This window comes from Pseudomonas peli (assembly GCF_900099645.1).
In the GTDB taxonomy this organism is placed as follows: domain Bacteria; phylum Pseudomonadota; class Gammaproteobacteria; order Pseudomonadales; family Pseudomonadaceae; genus Aquipseudomonas; species Aquipseudomonas peli.
In genome coordinates, this window is sequence record NZ_FMTL01000002.1 from 960,029 (window position 1) to 986,000 (window position 25,972).

General features: G+C 58.7%; 22 protein-coding genes. 6 read left to right on the forward strand and 16 right to left on the reverse strand.

Annotated features, from left to right (window positions below; all coding sequences use genetic code 11):
- Positions 1-63 precede the first annotated feature (63 nt).
- From guaD to BLO50_RS13335, 5 genes are all read right to left on the reverse strand, one after another.
- Entirely contained in the window at positions 64-1,368 is a 1,305-nt protein-coding gene (gene guaD, locus BLO50_RS13315; RefSeq protein WP_090253582.1) for a guanine deaminase, read from the reverse strand.
- 61 nt (positions 1,369-1,429) lie between these two features.
- Positions 1,430-2,266, reverse strand: coding sequence for a xanthine dehydrogenase accessory protein XdhC (gene xdhC / locus BLO50_RS13320; RefSeq protein WP_090253584.1), 837 nt, complete (start codon positions 2,264-2,266; stop codon positions 1,430-1,432).
- 198 nt (positions 2,267-2,464) lie between these two features.
- Positions 2,465-4,861 (reverse strand): xanthine dehydrogenase molybdopterin binding subunit, encoded by a 2,397-nt coding sequence (gene xdhB, locus BLO50_RS13325; RefSeq protein WP_090253586.1) that lies wholly within the window; start codon positions 4,859-4,861, stop codon positions 2,465-2,467.
- Positions 4,854-6,293 (reverse strand): xanthine dehydrogenase small subunit, encoded by a 1,440-nt coding sequence (gene xdhA, locus BLO50_RS13330; RefSeq protein WP_090253588.1) that lies wholly within the window; start codon positions 6,291-6,293, stop codon positions 4,854-4,856. Before xdhA ends, xdhB begins: the two co-directional genes overlap by 8 nt.
- Before the next feature lie 309 nt (positions 6,294-6,602).
- Positions 6,603-7,742, reverse strand: a complete 1,140-nt coding sequence (locus BLO50_RS13335) for an alkane 1-monooxygenase (protein WP_090253590.1) — start codon at positions 7,740-7,742, stop codon at positions 6,603-6,605.
- A 238-nt stretch (positions 7,743-7,980) separates the two neighbouring features.
- Here BLO50_RS13335 and BLO50_RS13340 point away from each other — a divergent pair, with 238 nt between their 5' ends.
- The 4 genes from BLO50_RS13340 to ligA all read left to right on the forward strand — a co-directional run bounded on the left by BLO50_RS13340 (position 7,981) and on the right by ligA (position 15,582).
- Positions 7,981-8,640, forward strand: a complete 660-nt coding sequence (locus BLO50_RS13340; RefSeq protein ID WP_090253591.1) for a GntR family transcriptional regulator — start codon at positions 7,981-7,983, stop codon at positions 8,638-8,640.
- Positions 8,641-8,652: 12 nt separating this feature from the next.
- On the forward strand, positions 8,653-12,141 hold the full coding sequence (gene smc / locus BLO50_RS13345; protein WP_090253593.1) for a chromosome segregation protein SMC: 3,489 nt from the start codon (positions 8,653-8,655) through the stop codon (positions 12,139-12,141).
- Between the two features lie 182 nt (positions 12,142-12,323).
- Positions 12,324-13,151, forward strand: a complete 828-nt coding sequence (gene zipA / locus BLO50_RS13350; protein WP_090253595.1) for a cell division protein ZipA — start codon at positions 12,324-12,326, stop codon at positions 13,149-13,151.
- Positions 13,152-13,212: 61 nt separating this feature from the next.
- Complete coding sequence (ligA, locus tag BLO50_RS13355) at positions 13,213-15,582, forward strand: NAD-dependent DNA ligase LigA (protein ID WP_090253597.1); 2,370 nt, start codon at positions 13,213-13,215, stop codon at positions 15,580-15,582.
- Between the two features lie 54 nt (positions 15,583-15,636).
- On the opposite strand, the gene BLO50_RS13360 is transcribed toward ligA, so the two are convergent.
- The 4 genes from BLO50_RS13360 to BLO50_RS13375 form a co-directional block, all read right to left on the reverse strand.
- Positions 15,637-15,945, reverse strand: coding sequence for a TRL-like family protein (locus BLO50_RS13360; RefSeq protein ID WP_090253600.1), 309 nt, complete (start codon positions 15,943-15,945; stop codon positions 15,637-15,639).
- 254 nt (positions 15,946-16,199) lie between these two features.
- Entirely contained in the window at positions 16,200-16,556 is a 357-nt protein-coding gene (gene queD, locus BLO50_RS13365; protein ID WP_090253601.1) for a 6-carboxytetrahydropterin synthase QueD, read from the reverse strand.
- 105 nt (positions 16,557-16,661) lie between these two features.
- Positions 16,662-17,795, reverse strand: coding sequence for a catalase family protein (locus BLO50_RS13370; protein ID WP_090253603.1), 1,134 nt, complete (start codon positions 17,793-17,795; stop codon positions 16,662-16,664).
- A 53-nt stretch (positions 17,796-17,848) separates the two neighbouring features.
- Entirely contained in the window at positions 17,849-19,723 is a 1,875-nt protein-coding gene (locus BLO50_RS13375) for a di-heme-cytochrome C peroxidase (protein WP_090253605.1), read from the reverse strand.
- A gap of 159 nt (positions 19,724-19,882) precedes the next feature.
- Here BLO50_RS13375 and BLO50_RS13380 point away from each other — a divergent pair, with 159 nt between their 5' ends.
- A complete protein-coding gene (locus BLO50_RS13380; RefSeq protein WP_090253607.1) occupies positions 19,883-20,350 on the forward strand; it encodes a DUF3429 domain-containing protein in 468 nt (155 codons plus the stop codon).
- Here the strand turns inward: BLO50_RS13380 and BLO50_RS13385 are convergent.
- Positions 20,339-20,869, reverse strand: a complete 531-nt coding sequence (locus BLO50_RS13385; RefSeq protein WP_090253608.1) for an AAA family ATPase — start codon at positions 20,867-20,869, stop codon at positions 20,339-20,341. The genes BLO50_RS13380 and BLO50_RS13385 overlap by 12 nt on opposite strands.
- 10 nt (positions 20,870-20,879) lie before the next feature.
- Positions 20,880-21,446: a nicotinamide riboside transporter PnuC gene (gene pnuC / locus BLO50_RS13390; RefSeq protein WP_090253610.1), complete on the reverse strand. Its 567-nt coding sequence runs from the start codon at positions 21,444-21,446 to the stop codon at positions 20,880-20,882.
- A 131-nt stretch (positions 21,447-21,577) separates the two neighbouring features.
- Between pnuC and BLO50_RS13395 the strand changes: the two genes are divergently transcribed.
- Positions 21,578-22,705 carry an ABC transporter substrate-binding protein gene (locus tag BLO50_RS13395; protein ID WP_090253613.1) on the forward strand — a complete coding sequence of 376 codons (1,128 nt, stop codon included), beginning with the start codon at positions 21,578-21,580 and terminating at the stop codon, positions 22,703-22,705.
- Position 22,706: 1 nt separating this feature from the next.
- On the opposite strand, the gene BLO50_RS13400 is transcribed toward BLO50_RS13395, so the two are convergent.
- The 5 genes from BLO50_RS13400 to BLO50_RS13420 all read right to left on the reverse strand — a co-directional run bounded on the left by BLO50_RS13400 (position 22,707) and on the right by BLO50_RS13420 (position 25,797).
- On the reverse strand, positions 22,707-22,922 hold the full coding sequence (locus tag BLO50_RS13400) for a DUF2970 domain-containing protein (RefSeq protein ID WP_090253615.1): 216 nt from the start codon (positions 22,920-22,922) through the stop codon (positions 22,707-22,709).
- 38 nt (positions 22,923-22,960) lie between these two features.
- Entirely contained in the window at positions 22,961-23,188 is a 228-nt protein-coding gene (locus tag BLO50_RS13405) for a DUF1272 domain-containing protein (protein WP_090253617.1), read from the reverse strand.
- Positions 23,189-23,371: 183 nt separating this feature from the next.
- The gene (locus tag BLO50_RS13410) at positions 23,372-23,641 is read right to left on the reverse strand and encodes a hypothetical protein (RefSeq protein ID WP_090253619.1); all 270 of its coding nucleotides are present in this window, start codon (positions 23,639-23,641) and stop codon (positions 23,372-23,374) included.
- 187 nt (positions 23,642-23,828) lie between these two features.
- Positions 23,829-24,668 carry a hypothetical protein gene (locus BLO50_RS13415; protein WP_090253622.1) on the reverse strand — a complete coding sequence of 280 codons (840 nt, stop codon included), beginning with the start codon at positions 24,666-24,668 and terminating at the stop codon, positions 23,829-23,831.
- A 49-nt stretch (positions 24,669-24,717) separates the two neighbouring features.
- Positions 24,718-25,797, reverse strand: a complete 1,080-nt coding sequence (locus tag BLO50_RS13420) for a patatin-like phospholipase domain-containing protein (RefSeq protein ID WP_090253625.1) — start codon at positions 25,795-25,797, stop codon at positions 24,718-24,720.
- Positions 25,798-25,972: the final 175 nt, after the last annotated feature.

Sequence of the window (25,972 nt, forward strand, 5' to 3'; positions counted from 1 at the left end):
CCGGCCTAAACGAAAAAGCCCGCTCAATGAGCGGGCTTTTTCTTGGTTGGGTTTTTACCCACCTCAATCGCGGCGATGCACCGACTGGCCGGCGGCGAAGGTTTCCTTGATCGCGCGGTCGTCGCCGAGCATGGTCAGGGCGAACAGCTTCTCGTCCAAGGTCTTGGCCTGTTGCATGCGGTAGCTGATCAGCGGCGTGGCGTTGTAATCGAGCACCACGAAGTCGGCGTCTTTGCCGCTCTCGAAGTTGCCGATCTTGTCGTCCAGGTACAGCGCATTGGCACCGCCGAGGGTCGCCAGGTACAGCGACTTGAACGGATCAAGCTTCTTGCCCTGCAGCTGCATGACCTTGTAGGCCTCATTCAGCGATTGCAGCTGACTAAAGCTCGTGCCGGCACCCACATCGGTGCCCAGACCGACGCGTACGCCGTGCTGTTCCAGTTTGTTCAGGTCAAACAGGCCGCTGCCGAGGAACAGGTTCGAGGTCGGGCAGAAGGCCACGGCCGAGCCGGTTTCGGCCAGGCGTTGGCATTCGTCGTCGCACAGGTGCACGCCGTGGGCGAATACCGAGCGCGCGCCGATCAGCTGGTAGTGGTCGTACACATCCAGGTAGCCCTTGCGCTCGGGGAACAGTGCCTTGACCCATTCGATTTCCTTGAGGTTCTCGGACAGGTGGGTGTGCATATAAAGGTCCGGGTACTCGCCCAGCAGTTTGCCGGCCAGGGTCAGTTGCTCCGGGGTGCTGGTCGGAGCGAAGCGTGGGGTGACTGCGTAATGCAGGCGGCCCTTGCCGTGCCAGCGTTCGATCAGCTCCTTGCTGTCGGTATAACCGGATTCCGGGGTGTCGGTCAGGTAATCCGGAGCGTTGCGGTCCATCAGCACCTTGCCGGCGATCATGCGCAGGTTCAGCGCTTCGGCGGCTTCGAAGAAGGCGTCTACCGATTGCTTGTGTACGGTGCCGAACACCAGCGCTGTGGTGGTGCCGTTGCGCAGCAGCTCCTTCAGGAAGATACCGGCCACGTCGCTTGCATGGGCCTTGTCGGCAAACTGCTGCTCGGTGGGGAAGGTGTAGGTGTTCAGCCAATCCAGCAGCTGTTCGCCGTAGGAGGCGATCATCCCGGTCTGCGGGTAGTGGATATGGGTGTCGATAAAGCCGGGGGTGATCAGCGCGTCGCGGTATTCGGTTATTTCCACGCCCTTGAGGTTGGGTAGCAGGTCGGCGGCATGGCCAACATTAGCCACCTGGCCGTTGTCGATGACCAGCAGGCCGTCTTCGAAATACTCATAGGATTGCTCAACGCCCACCACGGCAGGGTCGGCAATGCTGTGCAGGATGGCGGCGCGGTAGGCTTTCACTGGGCTAGTCATGTAAAGCTGATCTCAATCTATGGAGTTGGTCTCCCAGGTGTGCGTGCGCCTGGGCAAATAGTCAGGCCTGGCTTCGGCGAGAGGCGGGCAGCAGCTTGGCAACGCTGGGCTGGCCCTTTTTGCTCTCTTGGCCAAAGGCGGCGTTATAGGTGGCGATCACTTCGCCGGCGATGGACACGGCAATCTCCACCGGCAACTTGCCTTTGACCTCAGCCAGACCCATCGGGCAGCGCATCCGCGCTACAACTGCAGGATCAAAACCGCGATCACGCAGGCGGTGTTCGAATTTGGCGCGTTTGGTCTGCGAGCCGATCAGGCCGTAGTAGGCGAAATCGTTGCGTTTGAGGATTTCTGCAGTCAGCTCCAGGTCGAGCTGGTGGTTGTGGGTCATGACGATAAAGTAGCTGCCGGCGGGCATGCGCTCGATCTCGTCTATCACCTCGTCATTCACCACTTTGTCGACCCCAACCGGAATCTGCTCGGGGAATTCGTTTTCCCGCGAGTCAATCCAGCGCACCTTGCACGGTAGGCTGGCGAGCAGCGGCACCAGGGCGCGGCCAACATGGCCGGCACCGAATACGGCGATCTGCGCCTGCGGTTGGCCCATGGGCTCAAACAGCAGCACGGTGGCGCCGCCGCAGCATTGGCCGAGGCTGGCGCCGAGGCTGAAGCGTTCCAGTCGGGTGTCCTGGCTGCGGCTGCTGAGCATTTCGCGGGCCAGCTCCATCGCCTTGAATTCCAGATGACCGCCACCGATGGTCTCGAAGATGCGGTCAGCGGTGACCACCATTTTCGAGCCCGCATTGCGCGGGGTTGAGCCGCGCTCTTCGATGATGGTCACCAGCACGCAGGGTTCACCGCGTTGCTGCAGGTCGGCGAGGGCGCTGATCCAGCTCATTTGCTCAGCCTCCAGGTAGGTGGCAGTTGTCCGGGGCGCGGTAAGCGCCAGTTGCTCGGCGACGGGTCCAGTATCGGTACTGGAATCGGTCGTGGTGTCTGGGGTTTCGTTTCGGTGTGTTTTGTCATTGTTGTTCACCCTGGTCTTGCATGGGGTGGATGCAGATACGATCGCTCGTAGCGGCATCCACCCACAGCTTTAGGCTGGTTCTGCCTCTGTTGCGACAGCAGCCTTGGCGCTTTGCTGCAGTTTCTTCATTTGCTCCACCCCCCAGAGCACGCGCTCAGGCGTTGCCGGGGCGTCGATGTTCGGTTGTACGCGGTAATCCGCCAGGCTGGCCACAGCGTCCTTGATCGCACACCACACGGCGATGCCGAGCATAAACGGCGGTTCACCAACGGCTTTGGAATGGAATACGGTGTCTTCCGGGTTCTTGCGGTTTTCCACCAGGTTGACGCGCAGGTCCAGCGGCATGTCGGCGATGGCTGGGATCTTGTAGCTGGCCGGACCGTTGGTCATCAGCTTGCCTTTGCCGTTCCACACCAGCTCTTCCATGGTCAGCCAACCCATGCCTTGAACGAATGCGCCTTCGACCTGACCGATGTCCAGCGCCGGGTTCAGTGAAGCGCCGACGTCATGCAGGATGTCGGTGCGCAGCATCTTGTACTCACCGGTCAGGGTGTCGACGATCACTTCCGAACAGGCTGCACCGTAGGCGAAATAGTAGAAAGGACGACCGGCGGCCTTGTCACGGTCATAGAAGATCTTCGGCGTGCGGTAGAAACCGGTGCTGGAGAGCGATACCTGGCCGAAATAGGCCTTCTGGATCACTTCCTCGAAGCTCAGGAACAGGTCGCGTACGCGCACCTGGCTGTTGCGGAATTCCACGTCTTCCGGGGTGACCTTGTATTCGCGCACTAGGAAGTCGACCAGGCGCTGCTTGAGGGTTTCGGCGGCGTTCTGTGCGGCCTTGCCGTTAAGGTCGGCACCGCTGGAGGCGGCTGTCGGCGAGGTGTTTGGCACCTTGTCGGTGTTGGTGGCGGTGATCTGGATGCGCGAGATATCCACCTGCAGCACTTCGGCGACGATCTGCGCGACCTTGGTGTTGAGGCCCTGGCCCATCTCGGTGCCGCCGTGGTTCAGGTGGATCGAGCCGTCGGTGTAGATATGGATCAGCGCGCCGGCCTGGTTGAGGAAGGTGGCGGTAAAGCTGATGCCGAATTTCACCGGGGTCAGCGCCAGGCCTTTCTTCAGCACCGGGCTCTTGGCATTGAACGCGCGGATTTCTTCGCGGCGCTTGGCGTAGTCACTGCTGGCTTCCAGCTCGGCGGTCATCTCGTGGATAACGTTGTGCTCGACGGTCTGGTGGTAATGGGTGACGTTGCGCTCGGTCTTGCCGTAGTAGTTGATCTTGCGCACTTCCAGCGGGTCTTTGCCCAGGCTGCGCGCGACTGCATCCATTATCTCCTCAATGGCGACCATGCCCTGCGGGCCGCCGAAGCCGCGGTAGGCGGTGTTCGACGCGGTGTTGGTCTTGCAGCGGTGACCATTAATGGTGGCGTTGCCGAGGAAGTAGGCGTTGTCGGAGTGGAACATCGCGCGGTCGACGATCGAGCCCGACAGATCCGGCGAGTAGCCGCAGTTGCCGGCGAGTTCAATCTCGATGCCATGCAGCAGGCCGTTGTCATCGAAGCCCACGTCGTATTCAACGTAGAACGGATGGCGCTTGCCGGTCATCTGCATGTCTTCAACGCGCGGCAGGCGCATCTTGGTCGGCCGGCCGGTGAGGTGCGCGATGACTGCACACAGGCACGCCGGACCGGCAGCCTGGGTTTCCTTGCCGCCGAAACCGCCACCCATGCGGCGCATGTCGATGACGATCTTGTGCATCGGTACGCCGAGCACTTCGGCCACCAGTTTCTGTACCTCGGTGGCGTTCTGCGTCGAGGTGTAGACGATCATGCCGCCGTCTTCGCTGGGCATGACCGAGGAAATCTGGGTTTCCAGGTAGAAGTGTTCCTGGCCGCCGATATGCAGGCTGCCCTGCAGGCGGCGCGGCGCAGTGGCCAATTCGGCGCTGGAATTGCCGATCTTGTGCTGGTGGCTATCGAGGACGAAATGCTTCTTGCGCAGCGCATCGACCACGTCCAGCACCGGCTCGAGGTCTTCATATTCGATGATCGCCGCCATAGCCGCCTTGCGTGCAGTTTCCAGGCTGTCGGCGCCGACGGCGATCACCACCTGGCCTACGTATTCGACCTTGCCGTCCGCCAGCAGCGGGTCACCGGCGACCACCGGGCCGATGTCCAGCTGGCCGGGTACGTCCTTGCTGGTGATCGCGATAGCCACGCCGGGAATGGCATAGCAGGGCGCGGTGTCGATGCTGACGATGCGCGCGTGGGCGCGGTCGCTCATGCGGGCATAGACGTGCAGCTGATTGGGGAATTCCAGGCGGTCGTCGACGTATATAGCTTCGCCGGAGACGTGTTTGTCCGCGCTTTCATGTTTGACGCTCTTGCCGACGCCAGTGGTGATGTCGGCGCGGAACAGTTCGGCCAGTTCGGCCTGGGTTTTGTGCTGGATGTGGTTAGACATAGGCGGTCACCCGGGTTTCGACTTCGGGAGCTTGCAGCTCGAGGAAGAATTTACGCAGCAGATTCTGTGCAGTGAGCAGGCGGTATTCCTTGCTGGCGCGGAAGTCGCTGAGCGGGGTGAAGTCCTCGGCCAGTGCAGCACAGGCGCGTTCGATCACACCTGGATACCAGGCCGAGCCTTGCAGCGCGGCTTCACAGGCAGCGGCGCGTTTCGGGATGGCCGCCATACCGCCAAAGGCGATGCGTGCGCTTTGCACCACGCCATCTTCGACCACCAGGTTGAAGGCGGCGCAGACAGCGGAGATGTCGTCGTCGAGGCGCTTGGACACCTTGTATGCGCGGAACGCCTGGCTGGCCTGATGGCGCGGCACGATGATCTTCTCGATGAATTCGGCTTCCTGGCGCGCAGTCACCTTGTAGTCGAGGAAATAGTCTTCGATCGGCAGAGTGCGGCTGCTGCTGCCTTTGCGCAGCACGATCTGCGCGCCGAGGGCAATCAGCAGCGGCGGGGCATCGCCAATCGGCGAGGCGTTGCCGATATTGCCACCCAGGGAGCCCTGGTTACGGATCTGCAGGGAGGCGAAGCGGTGCAGCAGCTCGCCGAAGTCCGGGTAGTCCTGGGCCAGTGCCGCGTAGCAATCGGACAGCGCGGTGGCGGCACCGATTTCGATGCTCTCTGCGGTCACGTCGACGCGTTTCATCGCTTCGATATGGCCGACGTAGATCATCACCGGCAGTTCGCGGTGGAACTGGGTGACTTCCAGCGCCAGGTCGGTACCGCCAGCCAGCAAGCGCGCTTCAGGGTTGGCAGCGTAGATATCGGCCAGGTCGGCCACGGTCAGCGGCAGCAGGCAGCGTTTGTCGCCGCTGTTGAGCTCGGCGGTGTCTTTAGGGGCGATGGCTTTCAGTTGCGCGACGGTTTGCGGCTCAAACGCGTCGAACTGGTCCGGCTGCTTCTGGCAACAAGCTTGCTCGGCGGCATCGATAATCGGGCGGTAGCCGGTGCAGCGGCAGAGGTTGCCGGCCAGGGCTTCCATAGTGTCAGCCTTGTCGAAGCCGCTGCTGTTTTTCTGCAGGGCGAACAGCGACATGACGAAACCCGGGGTGCAGAAGCCGCACTGCGAGCCGTGGCAGTCGACCATGGCCTGTTGCACGCTGTGCAGTTTGCCCTGGTGCTTGAGGTCTTCAACCGTGATCAGCTGTTTGCCGTGCAGGCTGGAAACGAAGGTCAGGCAGGAGTTGAGGGTGCGATAACGCACGCGCTCACCGTCCAGCTCACCGACTACCACGGTGCAGGCACCACAGTCGCCAGAGGCGCAGCCTTCTTTGGTTCCGGATTTGCCGACATGCTCACGTAGGTAATTGAGCACGGTGATGTTTGGGTCCAGGGCATGCTCAGTACGCAGCTCCCGGTTGAGTAAAAACTGGATCAAGGACGACCTCCAGGCACTTTATTGTTCTCGTATCAGGCTCTGCTGAAACGACTGAGCACAATGGCACAGCGTTTCCACACGGCTTGGCATGAGGCGAATCTAGAGTTTTCTGACTTTAGGGTCAACAAATATTTGACTCTTTGGTCAGGCGATTGTCATACGATTCAGTTATGAGCTCGAAAAGCCCTGCAGCTCGGTTAAACGCTAGCCGCTTTTATGCCAAGCAAGGCGCTGCAGAAACAAAAGTGCAGGACATAAAAAACGCCAAGGGTGTGAGCCCTTGGCGTTTTCTTGTTGCGGTAACTGCTTTTAGGAATGGGTCAGCTGCGAATCAGTCAGTTGATGCTCTTCACCGGCGTAGTAAGCACGTACGCGAGGGTCCATCACCGCGCGCCACAGCGGTGGAAAAAGCGCGAGGACGATCATCCCGGCATAGCCGTTGGGCAATTGCGGACTGTCGTCGAAATGGCGTAGCACTTGGTAGCGGCGTTTGGCATAGGCGTGGTGGTCGGAATGGCGCTGTAGATGGAAGAGAAACAGGTTGGTCAGGAGGAAGTTGCTGTTCCATGAATGCGTCGGATTGGTGCGTTCATAACGGCCATTCTCCAGTTTGCGACGGTGCAGGCCGTAATGCTCCACGTAGTTGACGATTTCCAGCAGGGTGAAGGCGACCACCGACTGCGCGATAAAGAACAGCGCGCCGAGCCAGCCGAAGGCCAGGCTGAAACCGAGGAGAAACAGCGCACTGATCGCATACCAGCCAATCAGCTCATTGCGCCAGTGCAGCGCTGGCAAACTCTTGCGCTTCAGCCGCTCTGCTTCAAGCTTCCAGGCATTGAGGAAATTGTGCACATAGGCGTGCGGGAGGAAGGCATAAAGGCTCTGGCCGTAACGCGAGGAGCTGGCGTCTTCCGGGGTCGATACATGCACATGGTGGCCGCGCACATGCTCGATCTTGAAGCCGCCGTAGCACACGGCCGCCAGCAGTAAACCGCCGGCGTTTTGCTCCAGCTGCGGGTCCTTATGGATAAACTCATGGGCCACGGTGATGCCGATGGCACCAGTCACGGTGCCTACGGACAGCACCCAGCCGAGCTGGCCAACCCAGCTCCAGGCCTCATGGTTGACGAATACCCATCCTGCCCAGCCGAGCATGCCGAGCAAAGCCGGCACGGTGATCAGGCTGAGCAGACGGTAGTAACCTTGCTGCTCCATTTGCGGTACTTGCACCGCTTCGTCGGGGTTGGCAGGGTCACGGCCTATGATGAAATCCAGCAGCGGAATCACCCCAAACACCACCAGCACCACCAGCCAGGGCCAGGCGTTGGCGTATTGGCTATTTAATGACCAGTAATAGCTCAATGGGATGCCCAATACAGGGATCAACCAGAACCAGTAGCCGATGCTTTTAATCACAAGCATCCAGTTGGAGGGCAGGCGTTCGAACATGGTGGCTCCGTACTTATTATTGTTGGAGTGGGTTGATAGTTGGATTGTAGGACAATCCATGTTGCTGCCCATCCCCTCACAGCCCACCTTTTGGTTTGAAAGCAGGGCGCTGGTGGCCTTGGCCCGGTAACACCCTGTGTTACACTCGCGCCGGCGCTCGACCGCTCAGGCCAAGCCTGGCGCGGGTTTAGCCGCTTTAAGCCCCCTCCAATAGGTCAGATAGAGCCTAAGGATCATCATGACGTTCAAGGCACCGGATAGCCTCGCTGAGCAGATCGCCCATCACCTTGCCGAACGCATCATTCGTGGTGAGTTGAAGGCGCGTGAGCGAATTCAGGAACAGAAAGTCACCCAGGCGCTGAATGTCAGCCGGGGTTCGGTGCGTGAAGCGCTGCTGATTCTGGAACGCCGGCACTTGATCGTTATTCCACCGCGCCGTGGCGCGCAGGTGGCTGAACTGACGCCGCATAACGTCAAGAGCCTGTACGCTCTGGTCATGGAGCTGTACATCCTGCTGGGCAAGGCGGTTGCGGATAGCTGGCAGGTTGAGGCGGATCTCGGGCCGTTCCTGGTGATTCAGCAACGTCTGCAGGACAGCCTACAGCGCGAAGATATCAACGTTTTTGTCGAAAGCAGCTTTGACATCATGCGTGCTGCCTTCCCGTTCTCCAATAATCCCTACCTGCAGGAAACCGTGGAGAACCTGCTACCGGCCATCAGCCGCACCTATCACCTGGCGCTGGAGCGGCGCAAAGGTGAAATGGGCCAGTTCCTCAATACCTTTGCCGCCTTGTTGCAGGCAATTATCGCCCGTGACCACCAGGCCATCCGCGAGGTATTGCTGGGTTACGGCGAGCACAATTGCCAGCTGGTGCTGGCCGCACTGGCCGACGCTTAAGGAAGGCTGTTTATGCGGCTCAAGTGCATCAAACTGGCCGGTTTCAAGTCATTTGTTGACCCAACCACGGTGACCTTCCCCAGTAATATGGCGGCAGTGGTCGGGCCTAACGGCTGCGGCAAGTCGAACATCATCGACGCCGTGCGCTGGGTGATGGGCGAAAGCTCGGCGAAGAATCTGCGTGGCGAGTCGATGACCGACGTCATCTTCAATGGCTCCAATACCCGCAAGCCGGTGACCCAGGCATCGATCGAGCTGATCTTCGACAACTCCGACGGCACCCTGACGGGCGAATACGCCGGCTACAACGAAATCTCGATCCGCCGCCGGGTCACACGCGACAGTCAGAACACCTATTTCCTTAACGGCAGCAAATGCCGTCGCCGCGACATTACCGACATCTTCCTCGGCACCGGCCTGGGCCCGCGCAGCTACTCGATCATCGAGCAGGGCATGATCAGCAAGCTGATCGAAGCCAAGCCGGAAGACCTGCGTAACTTTATCGAGGAAGCTGCCGGCATCTCCAAGTACAAGGAGCGCCGCCGCGAAACCGAGAACCGCATCCGTCGCACCCATGAAAACCTCGCGCGTCTGACCGACCTGCGGGAAGAGCTGGAGCGTCAGCTCGACCGCCTGCACCGCCAGGCCCAGTCGGCGGAGAAGTATCAGGAATACAAGGCCGAGGAGCGTCAGCTCAAAGCTCAGCTCACCGCCCTGCGTTGGCAGGCGCTGAATGAGCAGGTGGGTAGCCGCGAGGCGGTCATCAGCAACCAGGAAATCAGCTTCGAAGCGCTGGTGGCCGAGCAGCGCAACGCCGATGCGAGCATTGAACGCCTGCGCGATGGCCACCATGAGCTGAGCGAGCGTTTCAACCTGGTGCAGGGCCGTTTCTACTCGGTGGGCGGCGATATCGCGCGTATTGAGCAGAGCATCCAGCACGGCCAGCAGCGTTTGCGCCAGTTGCAGGATGACCTTAACGAAGCCGAGCGCGCGCGCCTGGAAACCGAATCGCACCTGGGTCATGACCGCACATTGCTGGCGACCCTGGGCGAAGAGCTGGCCTTGCTCGAGCCCGAGCAGGAGCTGACTGCAGCGGCGGCTGAAGAATCTGCGGCCGGGCTGGAAGAGTCTGAAGCAGCCATGCACGGCTGGCAGGAGCAGTGGGACAGCTTCAACCAGCGCAGCGCCGAGCCGCGGCGTCAGGCCGAGGTGCAACAATCCCGAATCGCCCAGCTGGAGCAGAGCCTGGAGCGCCTGGCCGAGCGTCAGCGCCGCCTGACCGATGAACTGCAGCAACTGGCGGCCGACCCGGAAGATGCGGCGATTATCGAATTGAGCGAGCAGATCGTCGCCGGTGAAATCAGCCTGGAAGACCTGCAGCTTGAAGAAGAGCAGCAGGCCGAGCGTCTGCAGCAGCTACGTAATGACCTGCAGCACAGCGGGCAAGCCCAGCAGCAGGCACAAGGTGAATTGCAGCGCCTGAATGGCCGCCTGGCCTCGTTGGAGGCGCTGCAGCAAGCGGCGCTGGACCCAGGCAAAGGCGCTGGCGACTGGCTGCGCGAACAGCAGCTGAGCGAACGCCCACGTCTGGCCGAGGGCCTGCGGGTTGAAGCCGGCTGGGAACTGGCGGTGGAAACCGTGCTGGGTGCCGACCTGCAGGCCGTGCTGCTGGATGATTTCCAGGGGCTGGATTTTGCCGGCCTGACCCAGGGCGATCTGCGCCTGGCCAGCCCGAGCAAGGGCGGCGCGCGGGTTGCCGGCAGCCTGCTGGACAAGGTTGAAGCTAGCGTCGATCTGGCACCCTGGCTGGGCAAGATCAAACCGGTGCAAAGCCTGGATGAAGCGCTGGCCGCGCGCTTGAACTTGGCCGAAGGCGAAAGCCTGATCAGCCGTGATGGCTACTGGGTCGGCCGGCACTTTTTGCGCGTTCGCCGCGCAAGTGAAGCGGAAAGCGGCGTGCTGGCTCGCGGTCAGGAGATCGAACGGTTAAGCCTGGAGCGCGATGAGCGCGAAGCCGCGCTAGCTGTGCTTGATGAGCGTTTGACCCATCTGCGCGACAACCAGCGTGCTCAGGAAGAACAGCGCGAGCAGCAGCGGCGCTTAGCGCAGGACCTGGCCCGTCGTCTCGGTGAGTTGAAGGCTCAGCTGTCTGCCGGCCAGGCCAAGGTTGAACAACTGATCCTGCGTCGTAGCCGTCTGGACAGCGAACTGCTGGAGCTGGGCGAGCAGCGCGAAATTGAACACGAGCAACTGGGTGAATCGCGCTTGCAGCTGCAAGATGCCTTGGATGCCATGGCCAATGACAATGAGCAACGCGAAAGCCTGCTGGCCCGCCGCGACAGCCTGCGCGAACGCCTCGACCGCGTGCGTCAGGAAGCCCGTCAGCACAAAGATCACGCCCACCAGTTAGCCGTGCGCCTGGGTTCGTTGAAAGCCCAGCATGACTCCACCCGCCAGGCCCTAGAACGCCTGGAGTTGCAGGCCGAGCGTCTGCACGAGAAACGCGAGCAGCTCAACCTCAATCTGGAGGAGGGCGAAGCGCCGCTGGAAGAGCTGCGGATGAAGCTCGAAGAGCAACTCGATAAACGCATGGCGGTAGAAGACGAACTCAAGCTTGCGCGCCTGGCCCTGGAAGATGCCGATCGCGAGCTGCGCGATGCGGAAAAACGCCGCACCCAGGCCGAGCAGCAGTCGCAGTTGCTGCGTAGCCAGCTGGAGCAACAGCGTATGGATTGGCAATCGCTGACCGTGCGGCGTAAGGCGTTGCAGGATCAGTTGCTGGAAGACAACTACGACCTGCATGGCGTGCTGGCGACCTTGCCCGCAGAGGCCAGCGAGAAAGCTTGGGAAGAAGAGTTGGAACGCCTGGCCGCGCGTATTCAGCGCTTGGGGCCGATCAACCTGGCGGCGATCGATGAATACCAGCAGCAATCCGAGCGTAAGCGTTACCTAGATGCGCAGAACGCTGACCTGGTGGAAGCGCTGGATACCTTGGAAAACGTCATTCGCAAGATCGACAAGGAAACCCGCAATCGCTTCAAGGAAACCTTCGATCAAATCAACGGCGGCTTGCAGGCGCTATTCCCGAAAGTCTTCGGTGGCGGTAACGCCTATCTGGAGTTGACCGGTGAAGATTTGCTGGATACCGGCGTAACCATCATGGCGCGTCCGCCGGGCAAGAAAAACAGCACCATTCATTTGCTCTCTGGCGGGGAAAAGGCGCTGACGGCATTGGCCCTGGTATTTGCTATCTTCAAGCTCAATCCGGCGCCGTTCTGCATGCTCGATGAAGTAGACGCACCGCTGGACGATGCCAACGTCGGGCGCTATGCACGGCTGGTAAAAGAGATGTCGGAAACGGTGCAATTTATCTATATCACCCACAATAAAATCGCCATGGAAATGGCTGATCAGTTGATGGGCGTAACCATGCACGAGCCTGGTTGTTCGCGATTGGTGGCCGTGGATGTGGAGGAAGCGCTGGCCTTGGTTGAATCATGATGGCCAGGGCGGTGTAAAGTTATCTTTCGTCGTGCTAGCTTAATGCGCATTGTTATTAGACGTGGCGTTATAACTCAGGGAAAGGCCTGGCATAACATAGGCTTGGCGTCGCGGAAAAGAATTAGCAAAATGGCCCAGGAAGGCCTTTTTCATCACATTTTTATTAGGGGTTAAGGTATTTCATGGAATTCGGTCTGCGCGAGTGGCTGATTGTCATCGGCATTATTGTGATTGCCGGCATCCTGTTTGATGGCTGGCGGCGGATGCGCGGTGGTAAGGGCAAACTCAAGTTCAAACTTGACCGCAGTTTTGCCAATCTGCCGGATGATGACAGCGATCCCGATCTGCTTAGTCCGCCGCGTGTAATTGACCGCAGCCATGAGCCGGCTTTTGATGAAGAAGACCTGCCATCGTTAAGCGCCCGTGAACTGAATCGTCGTCGCAGCGGAGAGCCGCAACAGGGCGACCTGAATTTGGGTCAGGATGAACCCGTACCGACATTGCTCAACCCAGTTGATGATGAGGTGGTAGGCAAACCTGCAAGCCCGGCCAAAGAAAGCACCAAGGAATTGCCGCCGGTTGAAGAAGTACTGGTGATCAACGTGATCGCCCGTGGCGATGAAGGCTTTATGGGGCCGGCGTTGCTGCAGAACATTCTGGAAAGTGGCCTGCGCTTTGGCGAAATGGACATCTTCCATCGCCACGAAAGCATGGCCGGTAATGGTGAAGTGTTGTTCTCCATGGCCAACGCACTAAAACCTGGCACCTTTGACCTGGATGATATCGAGGGCTTCAGCACCCGTGCTGTAAGCTTCTTCCTCGGTCTGCCTGGCCCGCGTCATCCCAAACAGGCTTTCGATGTAATGGTTGCCGCAGCGCGCAAACTGGCCCATGAACTCAATGGCGAGTTGAAAGATGACCAGCGCAGCGTGATGACCGCGCAAACTATCGAACACTACCGCCAGCGCATCGTCGAATATGAACGCAAGCAACTGACCAATAAGCGCTGATTTAATCGATGAAATACCAAGAGCAGCCAAGGCTGCTCTTTTCGTTTGAGAGCACACCGCAATGACCGATGCCTCGATTGCTGCCCAGCGCATAGTGCAACTGCGCGACGAACTGGATGGGCATAACTATCGCTATCACGTACTCGATGAGCCGAGTATTCCCGACGCCGAATATGATCGCCTGTTCCATGAGCTCAAAGCACTTGAGGTCGAACACCCAGAGCTGGTCACGGCCGACTCACCGACCCAGCGCGTCGGTAGCCTGGCGCTTTCGGCCTTCGGTGAGGTTAAGCACGAAGTGCCAATGCTCAGCTTGGGCAACGCCTTTGAGGAGGCTGATTTGCTCGACTTTGATCGTCGGGTGCGTGAGGGCCTGGATCTGCCTGCAGGCGATCTGTTTGGTGGCGGCGCCGAGGTTGAATACAGCTGTGAGCCTAAGCTTGATGGCCTGGCGGTCAGCCTGTTGTACCGCGATGGCCTGCTGGTGCGTGGCGCTACGCGTGGCGATGGCAGCACGGGCGAGGACATTAGCGTTAACGTGCGCACCATTCGTAATGTGCCATTAAAGCTGCAGGGCGAGGGCTGGCCGTCTGTGCTGGAAGTGCGTGGCGAAGTCTTTATGTCCAAGGCCGGTTTCGAGGCGCTGAATGCACGGCAGCTGGAGCAGGGTGGTAAGACTTTCGCCAATCCGCGTAATGCGGCGGCCGGCAGCCTGCGCCAGCTGGATTCTAAAATTACCGCCAGCCGTCCGCTGGAATTCTGCTGCTACGGCATTGGTCAGGTGCAAGGCGAGCTGCCACAAACGCATATCGGCATCCTTGAGGCCTTGAAGCAATGGGGTATGCCGATCAGTCGCGAGCTGAAACTGGCCAAAGGTGCCGATGAATGTCTGGCGTATTACCGCAGTATTGGTGAGCGACGCGAGTCGTTAGCCTATGAAATCGACGGCGTGGTGTTCAAGGTCAATAACCTGGCCTATCAGCGTGAACTGGGCTTCCGCGCCCGCGAGCCTCGCTGGGCGATTGCCCACAAGTTCCCGGCGATGGAAGAGCTGACCGAGTTGCTGGATGTGGAGTTTCAGGTCGGTCGTACCGGCGCGGTCACCCCGGTGGCACGCCTGAAACCGGTCAAGGTGGCGGGCGTTACGGTGTCTAATGCCACTCTGCACAATATGGATGAGGTGGCGCGCCTGGGGGTGATGATCGGCGATACGGTAATCATCCGCCGAGCCGGTGACGTGATTCCGCAGGTGGTGCAGGTAGTGACTGAGCGGCGTCCACTGGATGCCAGGCCTGTGCAAATTCCCGAAAGTTGCCCAGTGTGTGGCTCCCATGTTGAGCGCACCCAGTTGGTCAAGCGCAGCAAGGGTAAGGAAACCTTTAGCGAGGGTTCGGTTTACCGCTGTGTCGGTCGTTTGGCATGTGCTGCGCAGCTTAAGCAGGCAATCATCCACTTCGTTTCGCGCCGCGCCATGGATATCGAAGGCTTAGGCGATAAAACCATCGAGCAGCTGGTCGATGAGCAGTTGATCGCCTCGCCGGCCGATCTGTACACGCTGAGCTATGAACAGATCATCAACCTTGAAGGCTTTGCCGAGGTCTCCAGCAACAAGCTGCTGCAGGCCATCGCCGACAGTAAACAACCGACCCTGGCGCGGTTTATCTATGCCCTAGGCATACCCGATGTAGGCGAGGAAACCGCTAAGGTGCTGGCTCGATCGCTGGCATCTCTGGAGCGCGTGCAGCAGGCCTTGCCGGAAGTGCTGACTTATCTGCCGGATATCGGTCTGGAAGTGGCGCATGAGATCCACAGTTTCTTTGCCGACAGCCATAACCAGCAGGTTATCGCGGCCTTGTTGGCCAGTGATCAGTGCGGGCTGCAACTGCAGGAGCAAGGCGGGCTGAGTGCCGAGTTTAGTGCCAGCGCTACCCTGGCCGGAATGCTCGATAAGCTAAATATCCCGTCCGTAGGCCCCGGTGGCGCGCAGAAGCTGGCGGATAAATTTGTCAGCCTGGATGCAGTATTGGCGGCTGACTGGCTGGATATGCGGCAGACCTTGCCTGAGAAGCAAGCGAAGGCGGTGCGCGAGTTTTTCGAGGTTGCAGCCAATGCAGAGCGCGCGCGCGCCATCGAAGCGCAGCTAAAGACCTTTGGCATGCACTGGCACTGCGAGAAAAAAGTGATCGAAGGCTTGCCGCTTGCTGGTCAGACGTGGGTGCTGACCGGCACGTTGGAAGTGATGAGCCGCGATGTGGCCAAGGAAAAGCTGGAAAGTCTGGGCGCCAAGGTAGCAGGGTCGGTTTCGGCAAAAACCAGTTGTGTGGTGGCTGGGCCTGGTGCTGGTTCGAAGCTGGCAAAGGCCAGTGAGCTGGGTGTTCGGGTGATTGACGAGGCGCAGTTCTTGTCAGCCTTGGCAGGCTACGGCCTCTAGAGGTGCGAGTTTTCTGTACTGCCCCCAAACAGGGTTTGGGGGCAGTCGGGCAACTTAGTTACCGGTTACGTTCACGCAGGTTTCGCCGAAGAACGGGTAGAAGCCTTTGGTGTGGTAATCAGCGGTAGCGATGGTGCCGATGTTGCCATTGGCCTTGGCGGCAGCAATGGAAGCGTCGCCTTTGTTGATCAGACCAATGATGGTGGTGGCGCAAGCAGTACCGGTTTTGTTACCGGAAGCGGTGGTGGCGGTGATCGGGCCTTTAACGTCGGTGATCAGGCCAACGCTGACTGGCGACAGGCCAGAAGCGCAACCGCTGAGCAGGGTAACCAGGCCGGCAGCCAGAGCAATTTTCTTCAACATGTTGTGATTCCTTTTCGCTTATCCATAAGAAGCTTTACCCATCCAGGTAAAGTGCACGGGCACCCTAAAGCAGTGCACAGGCAATAACAAGTTCGCCTGCTTGTTTTCAAACCGGTTTCAAATTTATGAAATCTTTCGGTGGATTTTTTGCCAGCCGCTGTTCTTGCGTGCAGCACACTTGATTTGGCAATCCAATGGAGAACGGTGAGGAGCTGGGAGGTGCCTTGCGCCTCGATCAGGCGCAAGGCGGCGATTCAATCGCCGCGGTATTCACAGCCGCTTGTGCAGGTTTCATGAATACGGATACGCGACAGCTCAGGTAGCAGGGGCTTGAGTTGCTGCCAGATCCATTTGGCCAGCACTTCACTGGTCGGGTTTTCCAGGCCAGGAATATCGTTCAGGTAGTTATGATCAAGTTGCTCATAGAGTGGCTTGAAGATCGCCTTGATCTCGGAGAAGTCGCGAATCCAGCCGGTATAAGGATCAACGTCACCTTCGATATACACCGCGACCTTGAAGGAGTGGCCGTGCAGGCGCCCGCATTTGTGGCCTTCGGGGACGTGAGGCAGGCGGTGGGCGGCCTCGAACATAAACTCTTTGAACAATTCCACGGTCTTTCTCTCAAGTGGTACGCGGCTAGCAGCGCGTTTAGCAAGGCGCGAATATTACCAGCTCAAAGGCTGTTAACCGAGTAGCACAGAGGATTGGATACAGTTTTATGGTTGATTCCGCTCCAACCTATAGATGCTGACGGCCTCGTAAACTGCCTTTCTCAGACGGTTGATGCCGCCAATCGGACGGTGTTCGGGCAGAGCATGCCAGGGGTTGAAGGATAGGTTGTCACAGAACAGGTTCTGCTCGCGGCTATCAAAGTCCTGCGCCGGCACCTTGATGGTGGCGACGGTTTCGAACGGTGAAATGGCTTCGCTCCACTCAACACTGGGGTCTTCGATAGGCATGTAGTACTCGGCGTTCTGCCGCTGCACCTGCAGGGCAAAACAGGCCGATACACGGTCCAGCGACAGCTGCTGGTACAGCGCATTGCGCAGGAAATTCGGCAGATCCTGGTTCTGTTCAGGTAACTGGTACTCCGGGCAGGCTTCCGGTTGAGGAATAACTCGATACTTGATGTTGTGCTCACCCAGTTTGAATGGCGCAATGGAGTTGTAGGTGGTCGCCACGGGTGTTTCCGGGGCAGGGGACAGTGTTTTCAGGGCGATGATCAGGTGGCGGATTTCCCAGGTGTCGGGGTTCCAGCTGGGGAAGAATGCCATGACCTTTTTACCGTCGGCCTGGGCAGCGAAATTGCTTTTGTACTCGGCCACATCGCGCACGAAAAAAGCTGGGTGATTGAACATCACAAAGTCCTGCTCGCTGGCATGCTGCGGGCTTTGTGTCAGCTTTTCACCAGGGACATCCAGTAGCTTGATTGCCATGCCGCGGGCATCGCGGGCGCGGTCAAATTGCGGGTAGGCATTACCATTGGACAAGCGCATCCAGGCTTGCCAGGTCTTGCCTGGTTCGCTGAGTACACCGCGTTGCAGGCTGCTATCGATATCGGCGCTGACCGTGACTTCGGCCTTCATGCAGCCATGCGCCTTGGCGTGGGCATCGCGCAGTACCCGTGTGTTGTCGCGGTGCTGTTCGACCACGCGAATGGCATCCTCAATGATGCTTTGAGTGAGCGCGGCTTCATCGGGCGGGATCTGCTCTTCAGTAGATACCGGGCCGGAGAACTTCCAGCCGTAATAGGCGGCTCCGATGGCCCAGCCGCCGATGCCGATAGCCAGTACGAGCACCAGTAATTTGCCCAGTATGCGGCCGAGCCAGAGCCAGAATCGTTTAAACATGGAGTCAATTCCTTTTAATTATTCTCAGTATGCAATCACAGGCGCGGTGCGGTTCAGTTCTGGCAAGACGGGCCGGGCGTCCACGTTTTGGCGGCCACCGGCTGTAGTTGTTGTTCCAATGCGGGGTTACCCAAAACCTTGAGGTACTCGATCAGCGCCCAGCGTTCTTCCGGTTGCAGAGCGCGGCCAATCACCCCGTCTTCACGGCATCCCGCACGGAATTCATGACCGCGATTGCTGTTGCCGGTGACCTGCGTATCGAAGTGGAAACCACCGGTGAATTTCTCACTCAGGTAACCAATCTGCTTGGGGTTGAACTCGAAATTGCCTACCCAGAACTCGGTTTGCCGTTCCGACACCGGCGACAACAGCTGGAACAGGGTCGGCACCGAGCCGTTATGCAAGAAGGGCGGTGTGGCCCAAATTCCGTCGAGCGGGCGAGCCTTGTAGCCACGTTTTTCCTGTACGCCGATAGGGAGGTTGAAACCATCCATATTGCCGCGTTCGGGTTGTGTGATGCCGGCATCCTGATACGCGCGGTTTTCCACATAGGCGGTGACGTAGGCCAGGGCCTTGGCACTGGAGATGCTGCGCATGTCGATGTCATCCAGCTTCGCGCCGTACAGGCGTACATCAAGCTTACTCAGTTCGGCCTTGGTCCAGCCCAGCTTGCTGATATCGAAGCGGTGGTCGGCAATATTGTCAGCTGTAGTGGGGTCAGTGCCGACGATTAAGGTCGGGACCACGCGCATCCGCCATTCCGGATCGCGAGCAGGTGCGAAGCTGTCCTGAGGTGTTTTTGGATCAGGGGCATGGCAATACGCACAGTTCTCGGCAAATAACGCACGGCCGCGACTGGCCAGTGGCAGATCGACCTTGCCAAAAACGTCTTCAGGCCAGGTAGGTGGTCGCAGCTTTTTCAGGGTTTCTTCAAGGGTGAACAGGTCACGCAACCGCACGCTGGAGGCATAGCGTTCGGCTTCGGCCACCGGATGACCGTCAGTATTCAGCAAACGCAGGGTCGCACCGACTCCCAAGGCCTCGCCGACGTTGCGGGCCATGGGCTGCATGGCTGAGCCGTTCCACTGAACCCAGTCGAATTTCCAGATATCCCAGACCTGCGGGTAACTCACTGGCGCATCGGCAACGCGGTAGTTGCTTGGGTCAATGGCATCACCAAATACGCTGTTGGCGATACGGCCGAAAGCATCGGTACGACCAAAGCCCTCCTCGGTTGGATACAAGCCACGGTGCCAGTCATTGAATGCGGTGCCCAACAAGCGGTCGAGCACTACCTTGAAGTCTCGACGCAGCTGCGCCTTGTGACGGGCGTACTCATCTCCCAGTACTTGCTGGGCGAAGCGGTTGAATTTCAGTGGGTTGTAGTAGGTGAACGCCATGCTCATCCCAAGCGCTTGGCCAAAGCTGCCGCCGCGCACGGTCGGTACCGTGGATGCCAGTGAGTGCAACGCAGCACCACCATCAATGCGCACAGCTTGGCCCTGGTAACGCAACTCACCGGTGTGGCAAGCGGCGCAGCTGATATCCAAATAATGCTCACCACTCTCCGCATCTGCGTGGCGGGCAAAGCCCACGGGCAGGTTTCCAGGATTCAGCGGCGTAGGTTGTTGCGCGGGATCGACGAGAAAGCCAAAGCGCGCCAGATAGTCGGGGGTGGCGAACTTGCTGGTGCTGAACGGCAGCTCCAGTGCACGGAACCACTCATAGCGCAGGCCTTTTACCTGGGTACCCTGAGGGGTGTAGTAATAGGTTTGGCGTTCATCAGAAGACCACTGATCGAGGTAGTGCAGCTTGTCTGGCTGCTGATAAACCGGCAGGTTGGGATTGGCGATGAAGTACAGGGCGATCAGCAAGCCTGCGATCAATAATAAAAGAAGCCCATACAGGGCCCGACGGAGGATGCGCATGGAAACTTCCTTGTGGTGTTTTTGTTTGTTGTTTTTATGCCAACTGCAGCCGCAGATGGCAAGCAGCCATTACAGCAAAATCCCGGAAATAGGCTTCTTCTAGGGCCGAAAATCGTTTTACAGTGCGGTGATGACGAAATAACCCACAGGAGTGAATTGATGCATCCATTTGACGCGCCACAGCCGCCAAAATTAGCGTTGATGTTGGGCTATGCCGGGTTGGTGCCTTTTGTCACCGGCGCACTGGGCATCTGGGTGACACCTGAAGGGTGGCGAGAGCTGGTGTTGGCTGCGTTGTTGGATTATGCCGCTGTGATCTTGGCGTTTATGGGGGCGATCCACTGGGGCCTGGCAATGCGTGCGGAAAGTACTGACGAGCAAGCGCAGATGCAGCTGGGGTTATCCGTGGTGCCGCCTTTGCTGGGCTGGCTGGCCATCAGCGGCGGTATGCCAACCAGCTTGGCGTTACCGCTGTGCTTAGTAGCGTTCGGTGGGTTGTATGCCGCTGACTTGAGGGCCGTCAAACTGGGTTTGGCACCGCAATGGTACCCACGCCTACGCCGACCGCTGACGTTGGTTGTCTGCCTGAGTTTGCTGCTGGCATGGGCCAGTGTGCTATTGCGTTGAGTTGAGCCAGTCAGCCACGGTGACCAGCGCCTGCTCTCGGCGCTGCGCCCAGTTACCTTGAATGCATTGCAGCGGCTGGTGATGCTGCCGCAGCCAGTGTTCGCAGTGTTGGTAAAACGTCAACCGTTGAGCCAGCGCTGGCTGGCAGCGCTGGCCATCGTCGACCCAGGGCACATCGACAGGGTTGAGTAGCAGGTGCAGGTGATAGTCACGTTCGAGTAAGGCCTGTTCAATCCAGGCTGGGCAGTCCCCAAAAAGCTCGTGGCTCCAGAGCATGTTGCTGAGCAAATGTGTGTCGAGGATGAGCAACTCAGGGCGTTTAGCTCGGGCTTGATCTTCCCAGGCCAATTGCCCCTGGGCGATCGCGTTGATGTCGGCATAGCAGGTGTCACGCTGTTCACGCTCGATAAAATGTCGCACGTATTCGCCTACCAACACGCCGCCAAAATTCGCCTGGATATGCTCAGACAGCCAGCTTTTACCGCTGGACTCTGGCCCGGTGAGTACCAGCACCTTCATGCTTGTGCCTTCATGGGTTAACCAGCGCGCGATCACGCCGCCATGTCAGCCAGCCATTGACCGCCAACAGGGTAAACAGCCCATACAGTGCCGCTGTCGGGTACAGGCCCTGCTGTACAAACAGCGCGACGAAAAGCAGATCAAGAATGACCCACAGTGGCCAGCACTCCACACGTTTCTGCGCCATCCATACCTGTGCGACCAGGCTGAATGCACTTAGCGCTGCATCCTGCCAGGGCGCGGCCGCATCAGTGAATGTGGCCATCAGATACCCGAGCACAAGTGCACCGGCTGCACCTGTTGCTAAGCTAAGCATCATGCCTTGCTGGCTCAGTCGGCTGACCTGTACGCCGGTCTGGCTGCTGCCGCCGCGCGTCCAAAGCCACCAGCCATAACCTTGCAAGACGGCATACACACCTTGCAGCAGCATGTTTGAGTACATCTTGCCGTCATAGAAAATCCAGGCGTACATCAGCACCATCAGCAAACCCAGCGGCCAGCACCAGCGGTTTTGCCGCACGGTCAGCCAAACGGCCCACACGCCAAGGGCTGAAGCAATGATTTCCAGAGGCGACATGTAACACCGATCAACGAAAGCGCAGGGAGGCGATTGTAACGACTGCACTGTGTGCCGTCTTGGTTGCACAGGCCGCTCATTTCGATGAGATGGCTAATTGCTATGGCTTTGCCGATATACTCAGCGTCCCGATGAGGAGGCATTGCGTGTTCAGGTTTGTTTTAACGGTTATCAGCGCTGTGTGCATATGGGCACTTGGCGTGACAACACCGGTCATCGCTGAGAACGCACACACAGCGGGAAAGACGCCGGCTTCTGTGGTCTTTCTCAATCCGGGGTTTTCCAATGAGCCTTTCTGGGTCGGTTACAGTGACTTTATGCAAGCTGCTGCCTATGACCTGGGCATGCAGCTGCAGATTATCTACGGTGAGCGCAACCCGTCGCAGCTACTGGAAAAAGCCCGCGAGTTACTGATCCGCGATAACCCACCGGATTACCTGATATTCGTCAACGAGATGTACACCGCGCCGGAGCTGCTCCGGCAGTTTGCCGACAGTCCGATCAAGCTGTTTTCCCTGCACAGTACCCTTACGCCTGAACAGCAACAGCGTATCGGCGCCTCACGCGAACGCTACCGCAACTGGATTGGCAGTTTGGTGCCCAACGACGAGCAAGCAGGCTATTGGATGGCTAAGGCCTTGATCGCCAAGCTTGAGGGTAAGCCCGGCAGTCTGCTGGCATTTGCTGGTGTGCGATTCACTCCCTCTTCAAGCTTGCGTGAAGACGGCCTGCATCGTGCCTTGCGTGAGCACCCGGAGATCAAATTGCAGCAGATGTTGCAAGGTGAGTGGAAGCGTCAACGCGCCTATGAACAGGCGCAACTGATCCTTCCACGCTACCCGGAGGCAAAGCTGGTGTGGTCGGCTAACGATGAAATGGCGTTTGGTGTGATGCAAGCGGCACAAGAAATCGGCCGGCAACCGGGCAAGGATATTTATCTGTCGGCGCTGAATAACTCAGACGAGGTTTTGCAAGCGCGTATAAACCGCAAACTATGCGTCTTGGTGGCCGGGCATTTCACCCTCGGAGGGTGGGCCATGGTGATGTTGCATGACTACCATGCAGGGCTGGATTTTGCCGAGCGTGGTGGCAAAGACCGAGTCGACCCGCTTTTCAGCTTACTGGACGCTAAACAAGCTGCTCATTTGCAGAAACGCCTCAAAGTGCCAGGTTTTGGCCTTGATTTTCGCCAGTTCAGTGCCGTCTACCGACCGCAGCTCAAGGATTACCAGTTCTCCATACAACCGCTGCTGCAATAAGTCAGACGCCTGCCAGGTGCAGCACGAGTTTGACGATGCCAAAGATCACCAGCACGAAGACGGCGGTAAACAGCACGCCGAGAATGATGAAGTGGCTGGGCTTGCCCCTTGAGAAGTCACGGCTACGGTTCTTTCCGCTCTGCACACCGAACGCTGCGCTTAGTACGCTTTGCAGCATCTCCCACAGCGTCAACGGCTTGTTGTCCTCGTCGCTCATGTGTGTCTCCTGCTTTGTCCCGAGTGGCCATAACCGAATTAGGCTTTATTGACTCGTTCAGTTGACGCGGGGTACTTGAGCAGTTTGGCGGCCGGACGACGAGGACGCTGGAGCAATTCGCCCCCACAGTTAGGACAGGTGCCATTAAGCCTGTTGTCCGCACACGCCCGACAGAACGTGCATTCGAACGAGCAAATCAATGCATCAGTGGAGTCAGCCAGCAAATCTCGGTCGCAGCATTCACAGTTGGGGCGCAATTGCAGCATGGCAAACTCCTCGCAATGATTGATTTGCTGAGCATAAGCGCTAATGCACGGGTGCAGCAAAGATCAGTCAGGAAATGAGTGCAAGGGCCGCAGGGTGGGATTTGAAACGGGGTAAAGAAGGAAGGGAAGGGCTCTGACAAGTGGGGCCGATTGGCAGCTCAGAGCCCTTATTACAGCAGCCGATTACTCCGGCATGCTCCAGGGCTCCAAGGCGAAACCTTGCTGACTGAGTTGCTCACGGGACTGCTTGAGCACGTCGGCAAATTGCACCGGGTCGCTGTAGATGGTGCTGGACAGTTGCGTGCGGCCGAGCAGGCGGGTGCTGGTCCGGTCGATCACGCTAAGGCTGAGGTTGCCAGTGCCATCTTGCGGGGCCCAGGCGACGCATTGGAAAGGTTGAAAAGCGCGGTCGGCAATCAGCAGGGCTTCGTTAAAACGCAGCGGTGCGTTCATGGGGTCGGTTTCTCCGAGGTGATCCCAAATACACAAGGGCAAACGGTGAATTCACATTTGCCAGTCATAGTTGTTGATGACCGAAGCTGACCAGTAAGTCACATGCCGGCGAAAAAATGCACGGAATTGTCCGATAAATCACAGTTTTAATCGTGTAAGCCGAGAAACTGGGCGAGGAAGAGGGTGGTTAGGGCTTCTCTGAGCCTTTGCAGGCGACCAGTAATTGCTGCAGATAATGAGCGATATAGCGCTGAAAGCCTCGATCATCCCAATAGCCCAAGTGGCTCAACGGGGTATGGCGCTTGTACCAGGGCCCCACTGGCATGGCGCGATCTTCAGCGACCACGGCGGCGTAGTTGGGCAATGGGCGCAGCGGATAACCCAGCGGGTCAGCAGGTGCGTAGAGATTTAGCCAGCGCGCCTGTTTGGTCACCGCGTCAGTCAGGCAGTGGCCGGGGAAGCGGATCGGCACGACCGGGTCATAAGCAAAGGTAAACAGGGGGATATTGCAGCCAAAGGTGATCAGCCCGCTCAGGGTTTCCAAGGCCAGAAAGGGATCCAATGGGCATTCTTCAGCGGTATTGATGCGCTGCTGATCCCATACGAAATTGGAGAAAATATGCCCGCCCAGTGAGTGCGCCAGCACCACCAGCGGCGTATCGGCATCGACCTTGGCGCGCAAGGCATTGAGGCCACTGCGCAGGCACTGATGGACTTCTTCATAGGTGGTGTCGTATGCCTGGCTGACTTTGCGATAGCCGCTGGCATCACCCAGAAACAGCGTGACGATGCGGCGTAACCAGCGCCAGCGCACGGGCTGGTCGCGCAGCTTGTCGAGAAAAGCCAGTTGTCGCTTATCCAGGACGCTGGCCCAGTACAACGTCTGAAAAGCCACCTGGTCGGCTTCGGCACCGAGGCGTTGGCGCAGCCCGGCGATCAGACTGTGGGCAAAAGCGTGCTGGCCTTCGTTGTCACGCAGGTCGGGTTGCGTGCCGATGCCGTGGATAATGGCGACTGCAAGTTTCATCCTGCCCATCCTTGGTCATGCTGCTTTGGGTGTTCGGTCGGCTTCAGTTTTAGAGTGGCTGCAGACGCTCGCCGAGGCGGCCGCTGTCGACCAGTTCGAGAAATTCGTCGCCAAGCCGCTGGCTTTCGCTCATGGCCTTACGCCAATAGCGTTCGCGGTCGGCATCATCGCCCAGGTAACGACTGAAGTCCTTGCGGTCTGGAAGTTTGCCATGGGGCAAGCGGGCTAGGTAGTCACGTGAGGGGGCCAGCAGCAGAACATCCTGCAGGCGTCCGCCATCACCTCGGCGCCAGGGCATGCCCTTATCGAACCAGCCGGGAATGACCTTATCGGTGAAGTGCGGGTAGAGCACGATATCGTCGCCGCTGTACGGCAGGTCGAGGTGGTAATCAAGCAGGCCACCATCGCGGTAGGTGCCAGGGCCAGCGCCGGGGATATCGCGGACCCCTTGCATGATCATCGGGATGGAGCCAGAGGCCAGCAATGCATGACGCAGATTACCGCTGTCGAGTTGCAGATAACGCGAGGGGAAGTCGCTGAGCGTCCCTAAGGGCGGCGCCAGGCGGGCATCGTGCAGAATCACCCGTTCGAAGTGTTTGGCCAGGCGCGGGCGACCCAGCAGGTTGCTGCCAATCACTGACGAAAGCCCCAACCCGAGCGCGCCGCGATGGTCGTGCTGCAGCAATCCATGGCTTTTCACCACGACGATATTCAAGCGGTAATGCGGGTTGCTGAGGATGTTGGCGTCGTCGTTGCCGAGCAGTTGATCAAGCATCAGGCTGCAGCTACTCGACACTTGCGCCATGCTCACGCCTTTGGCAAAGCGCTGCGAGGTATACAGCTCGCCGAGGCGACGCAGGCCTGCTGCAGCATCCGGCAAACAGGCGCTGGCGAAACGCCAAGAACCGATGGATGCCCCGATTAGCGAACGCTCGCGCGGCGCGCGTTGCAGCCAGTCGCCGAACAACGCCAGATCCAGCCCCTGAATCCCTAACGCTTTCGGCCCACCCGCAGCGCCGGGCAGAATGCCGACATCGGCTGGTTGCAAGCCGTGCTCGCGAATACGCGCGAGGGCGCGTTTGCCGGCCTTGATTGTCAAAGCAGGGGACTTGATTAATATCGCACTCATGCTGGCCTCCGTCGCGCAAGGCAGCGATTATAGAGCGCTGAATAGCCAGGCCAAGCGACTTCAGCGCGTGAATGATGCGCGCGTGGGTCTGGATAAATCAGTGCTTGAGCAATGCCTTAAGCAAATTCAGCTTGAGTTAAGTCGTGTGCAGTAACTTGGACTCCGTCGAAAGCCA

Coding starts and splice junctions, on each gene's coding strand:
- xdhC (WP_090253584.1), bottom strand. CDS start 2,266: ATGAGCTGGATCAGCGCCCTCGCCGACCTGCAGCAACGCGGTGAACCC.
- zipA (WP_090253595.1), top strand. CDS start 12,324: ATGGAATTCGGTCTGCGCGAGTGGCTGATTGTCATCGGCATTATTGTG.
- BLO50_RS13360 (WP_090253600.1), bottom strand. CDS start 15,945: ATGTTGAAGAAAATTGCTCTGGCTGCCGGCCTGGTTACCCTGCTCAGC.
- BLO50_RS13395 (WP_090253613.1), top strand. CDS start 21,578: ATGAGGAGGCATTGCGTGTTCAGGTTTGTTTTAACGGTTATCAGCGCT.
- BLO50_RS13415 (WP_090253622.1), bottom strand. CDS start 24,668: ATGAAACTTGCAGTCGCCATTATCCACGGCATCGGCACGCAACCCGAC.
- BLO50_RS13370 (WP_090253603.1), bottom strand. CDS start 17,795: ATGTTTAAACGATTCTGGCTCTGGCTCGGCCGCATACTGGGCAAATTA.
- BLO50_RS13375 (WP_090253605.1), bottom strand. CDS start 19,723: ATGCGCATCCTCCGTCGGGCCCTGTATGGGCTTCTTTTATTATTGATC.
- guaD (WP_090253582.1), bottom strand. CDS start 1,368: ATGACTAGCCCAGTGAAAGCCTACCGCGCCGCCATCCTGCACAGCATT.
- BLO50_RS13405 (WP_090253617.1), bottom strand. CDS start 23,188: ATGCTGCAATTGCGCCCCAACTGTGAATGCTGCGACCGAGATTTGCTG.
- BLO50_RS13380 (WP_090253607.1), top strand. CDS start 19,883: ATGCATCCATTTGACGCGCCACAGCCGCCAAAATTAGCGTTGATGTTG.
- BLO50_RS13340 (WP_090253591.1), top strand. CDS start 7,981: ATGACGTTCAAGGCACCGGATAGCCTCGCTGAGCAGATCGCCCATCAC.
- BLO50_RS13410 (WP_090253619.1), bottom strand. CDS start 23,641: ATGAACGCACCGCTGCGTTTTAACGAAGCCCTGCTGATTGCCGACCGC.
- BLO50_RS13335 (WP_090253590.1), bottom strand. CDS start 7,742: ATGTTCGAACGCCTGCCCTCCAACTGGATGCTTGTGATTAAAAGCATC.
- pnuC (WP_090253610.1), bottom strand. CDS start 21,446: ATGTCGCCTCTGGAAATCATTGCTTCAGCCCTTGGCGTGTGGGCCGTT.
- ligA (WP_090253597.1), top strand. CDS start 13,213: ATGACCGATGCCTCGATTGCTGCCCAGCGCATAGTGCAACTGCGCGAC.
- smc (WP_090253593.1), top strand. CDS start 8,653: ATGCGGCTCAAGTGCATCAAACTGGCCGGTTTCAAGTCATTTGTTGAC.
- BLO50_RS13385 (WP_090253608.1), bottom strand. CDS start 20,869: ATGAAGGTGCTGGTACTCACCGGGCCAGAGTCCAGCGGTAAAAGCTGG.
- BLO50_RS13400 (WP_090253615.1), bottom strand. CDS start 22,922: ATGAGCGACGAGGACAACAAGCCGTTGACGCTGTGGGAGATGCTGCAA.
- xdhB (WP_090253586.1), bottom strand. CDS start 4,861: ATGTCTAACCACATCCAGCACAAAACCCAGGCCGAACTGGCCGAACTG.
- BLO50_RS13420 (WP_090253625.1), bottom strand. CDS start 25,797: ATGAGTGCGATATTAATCAAGTCCCCTGCTTTGACAATCAAGGCCGGC.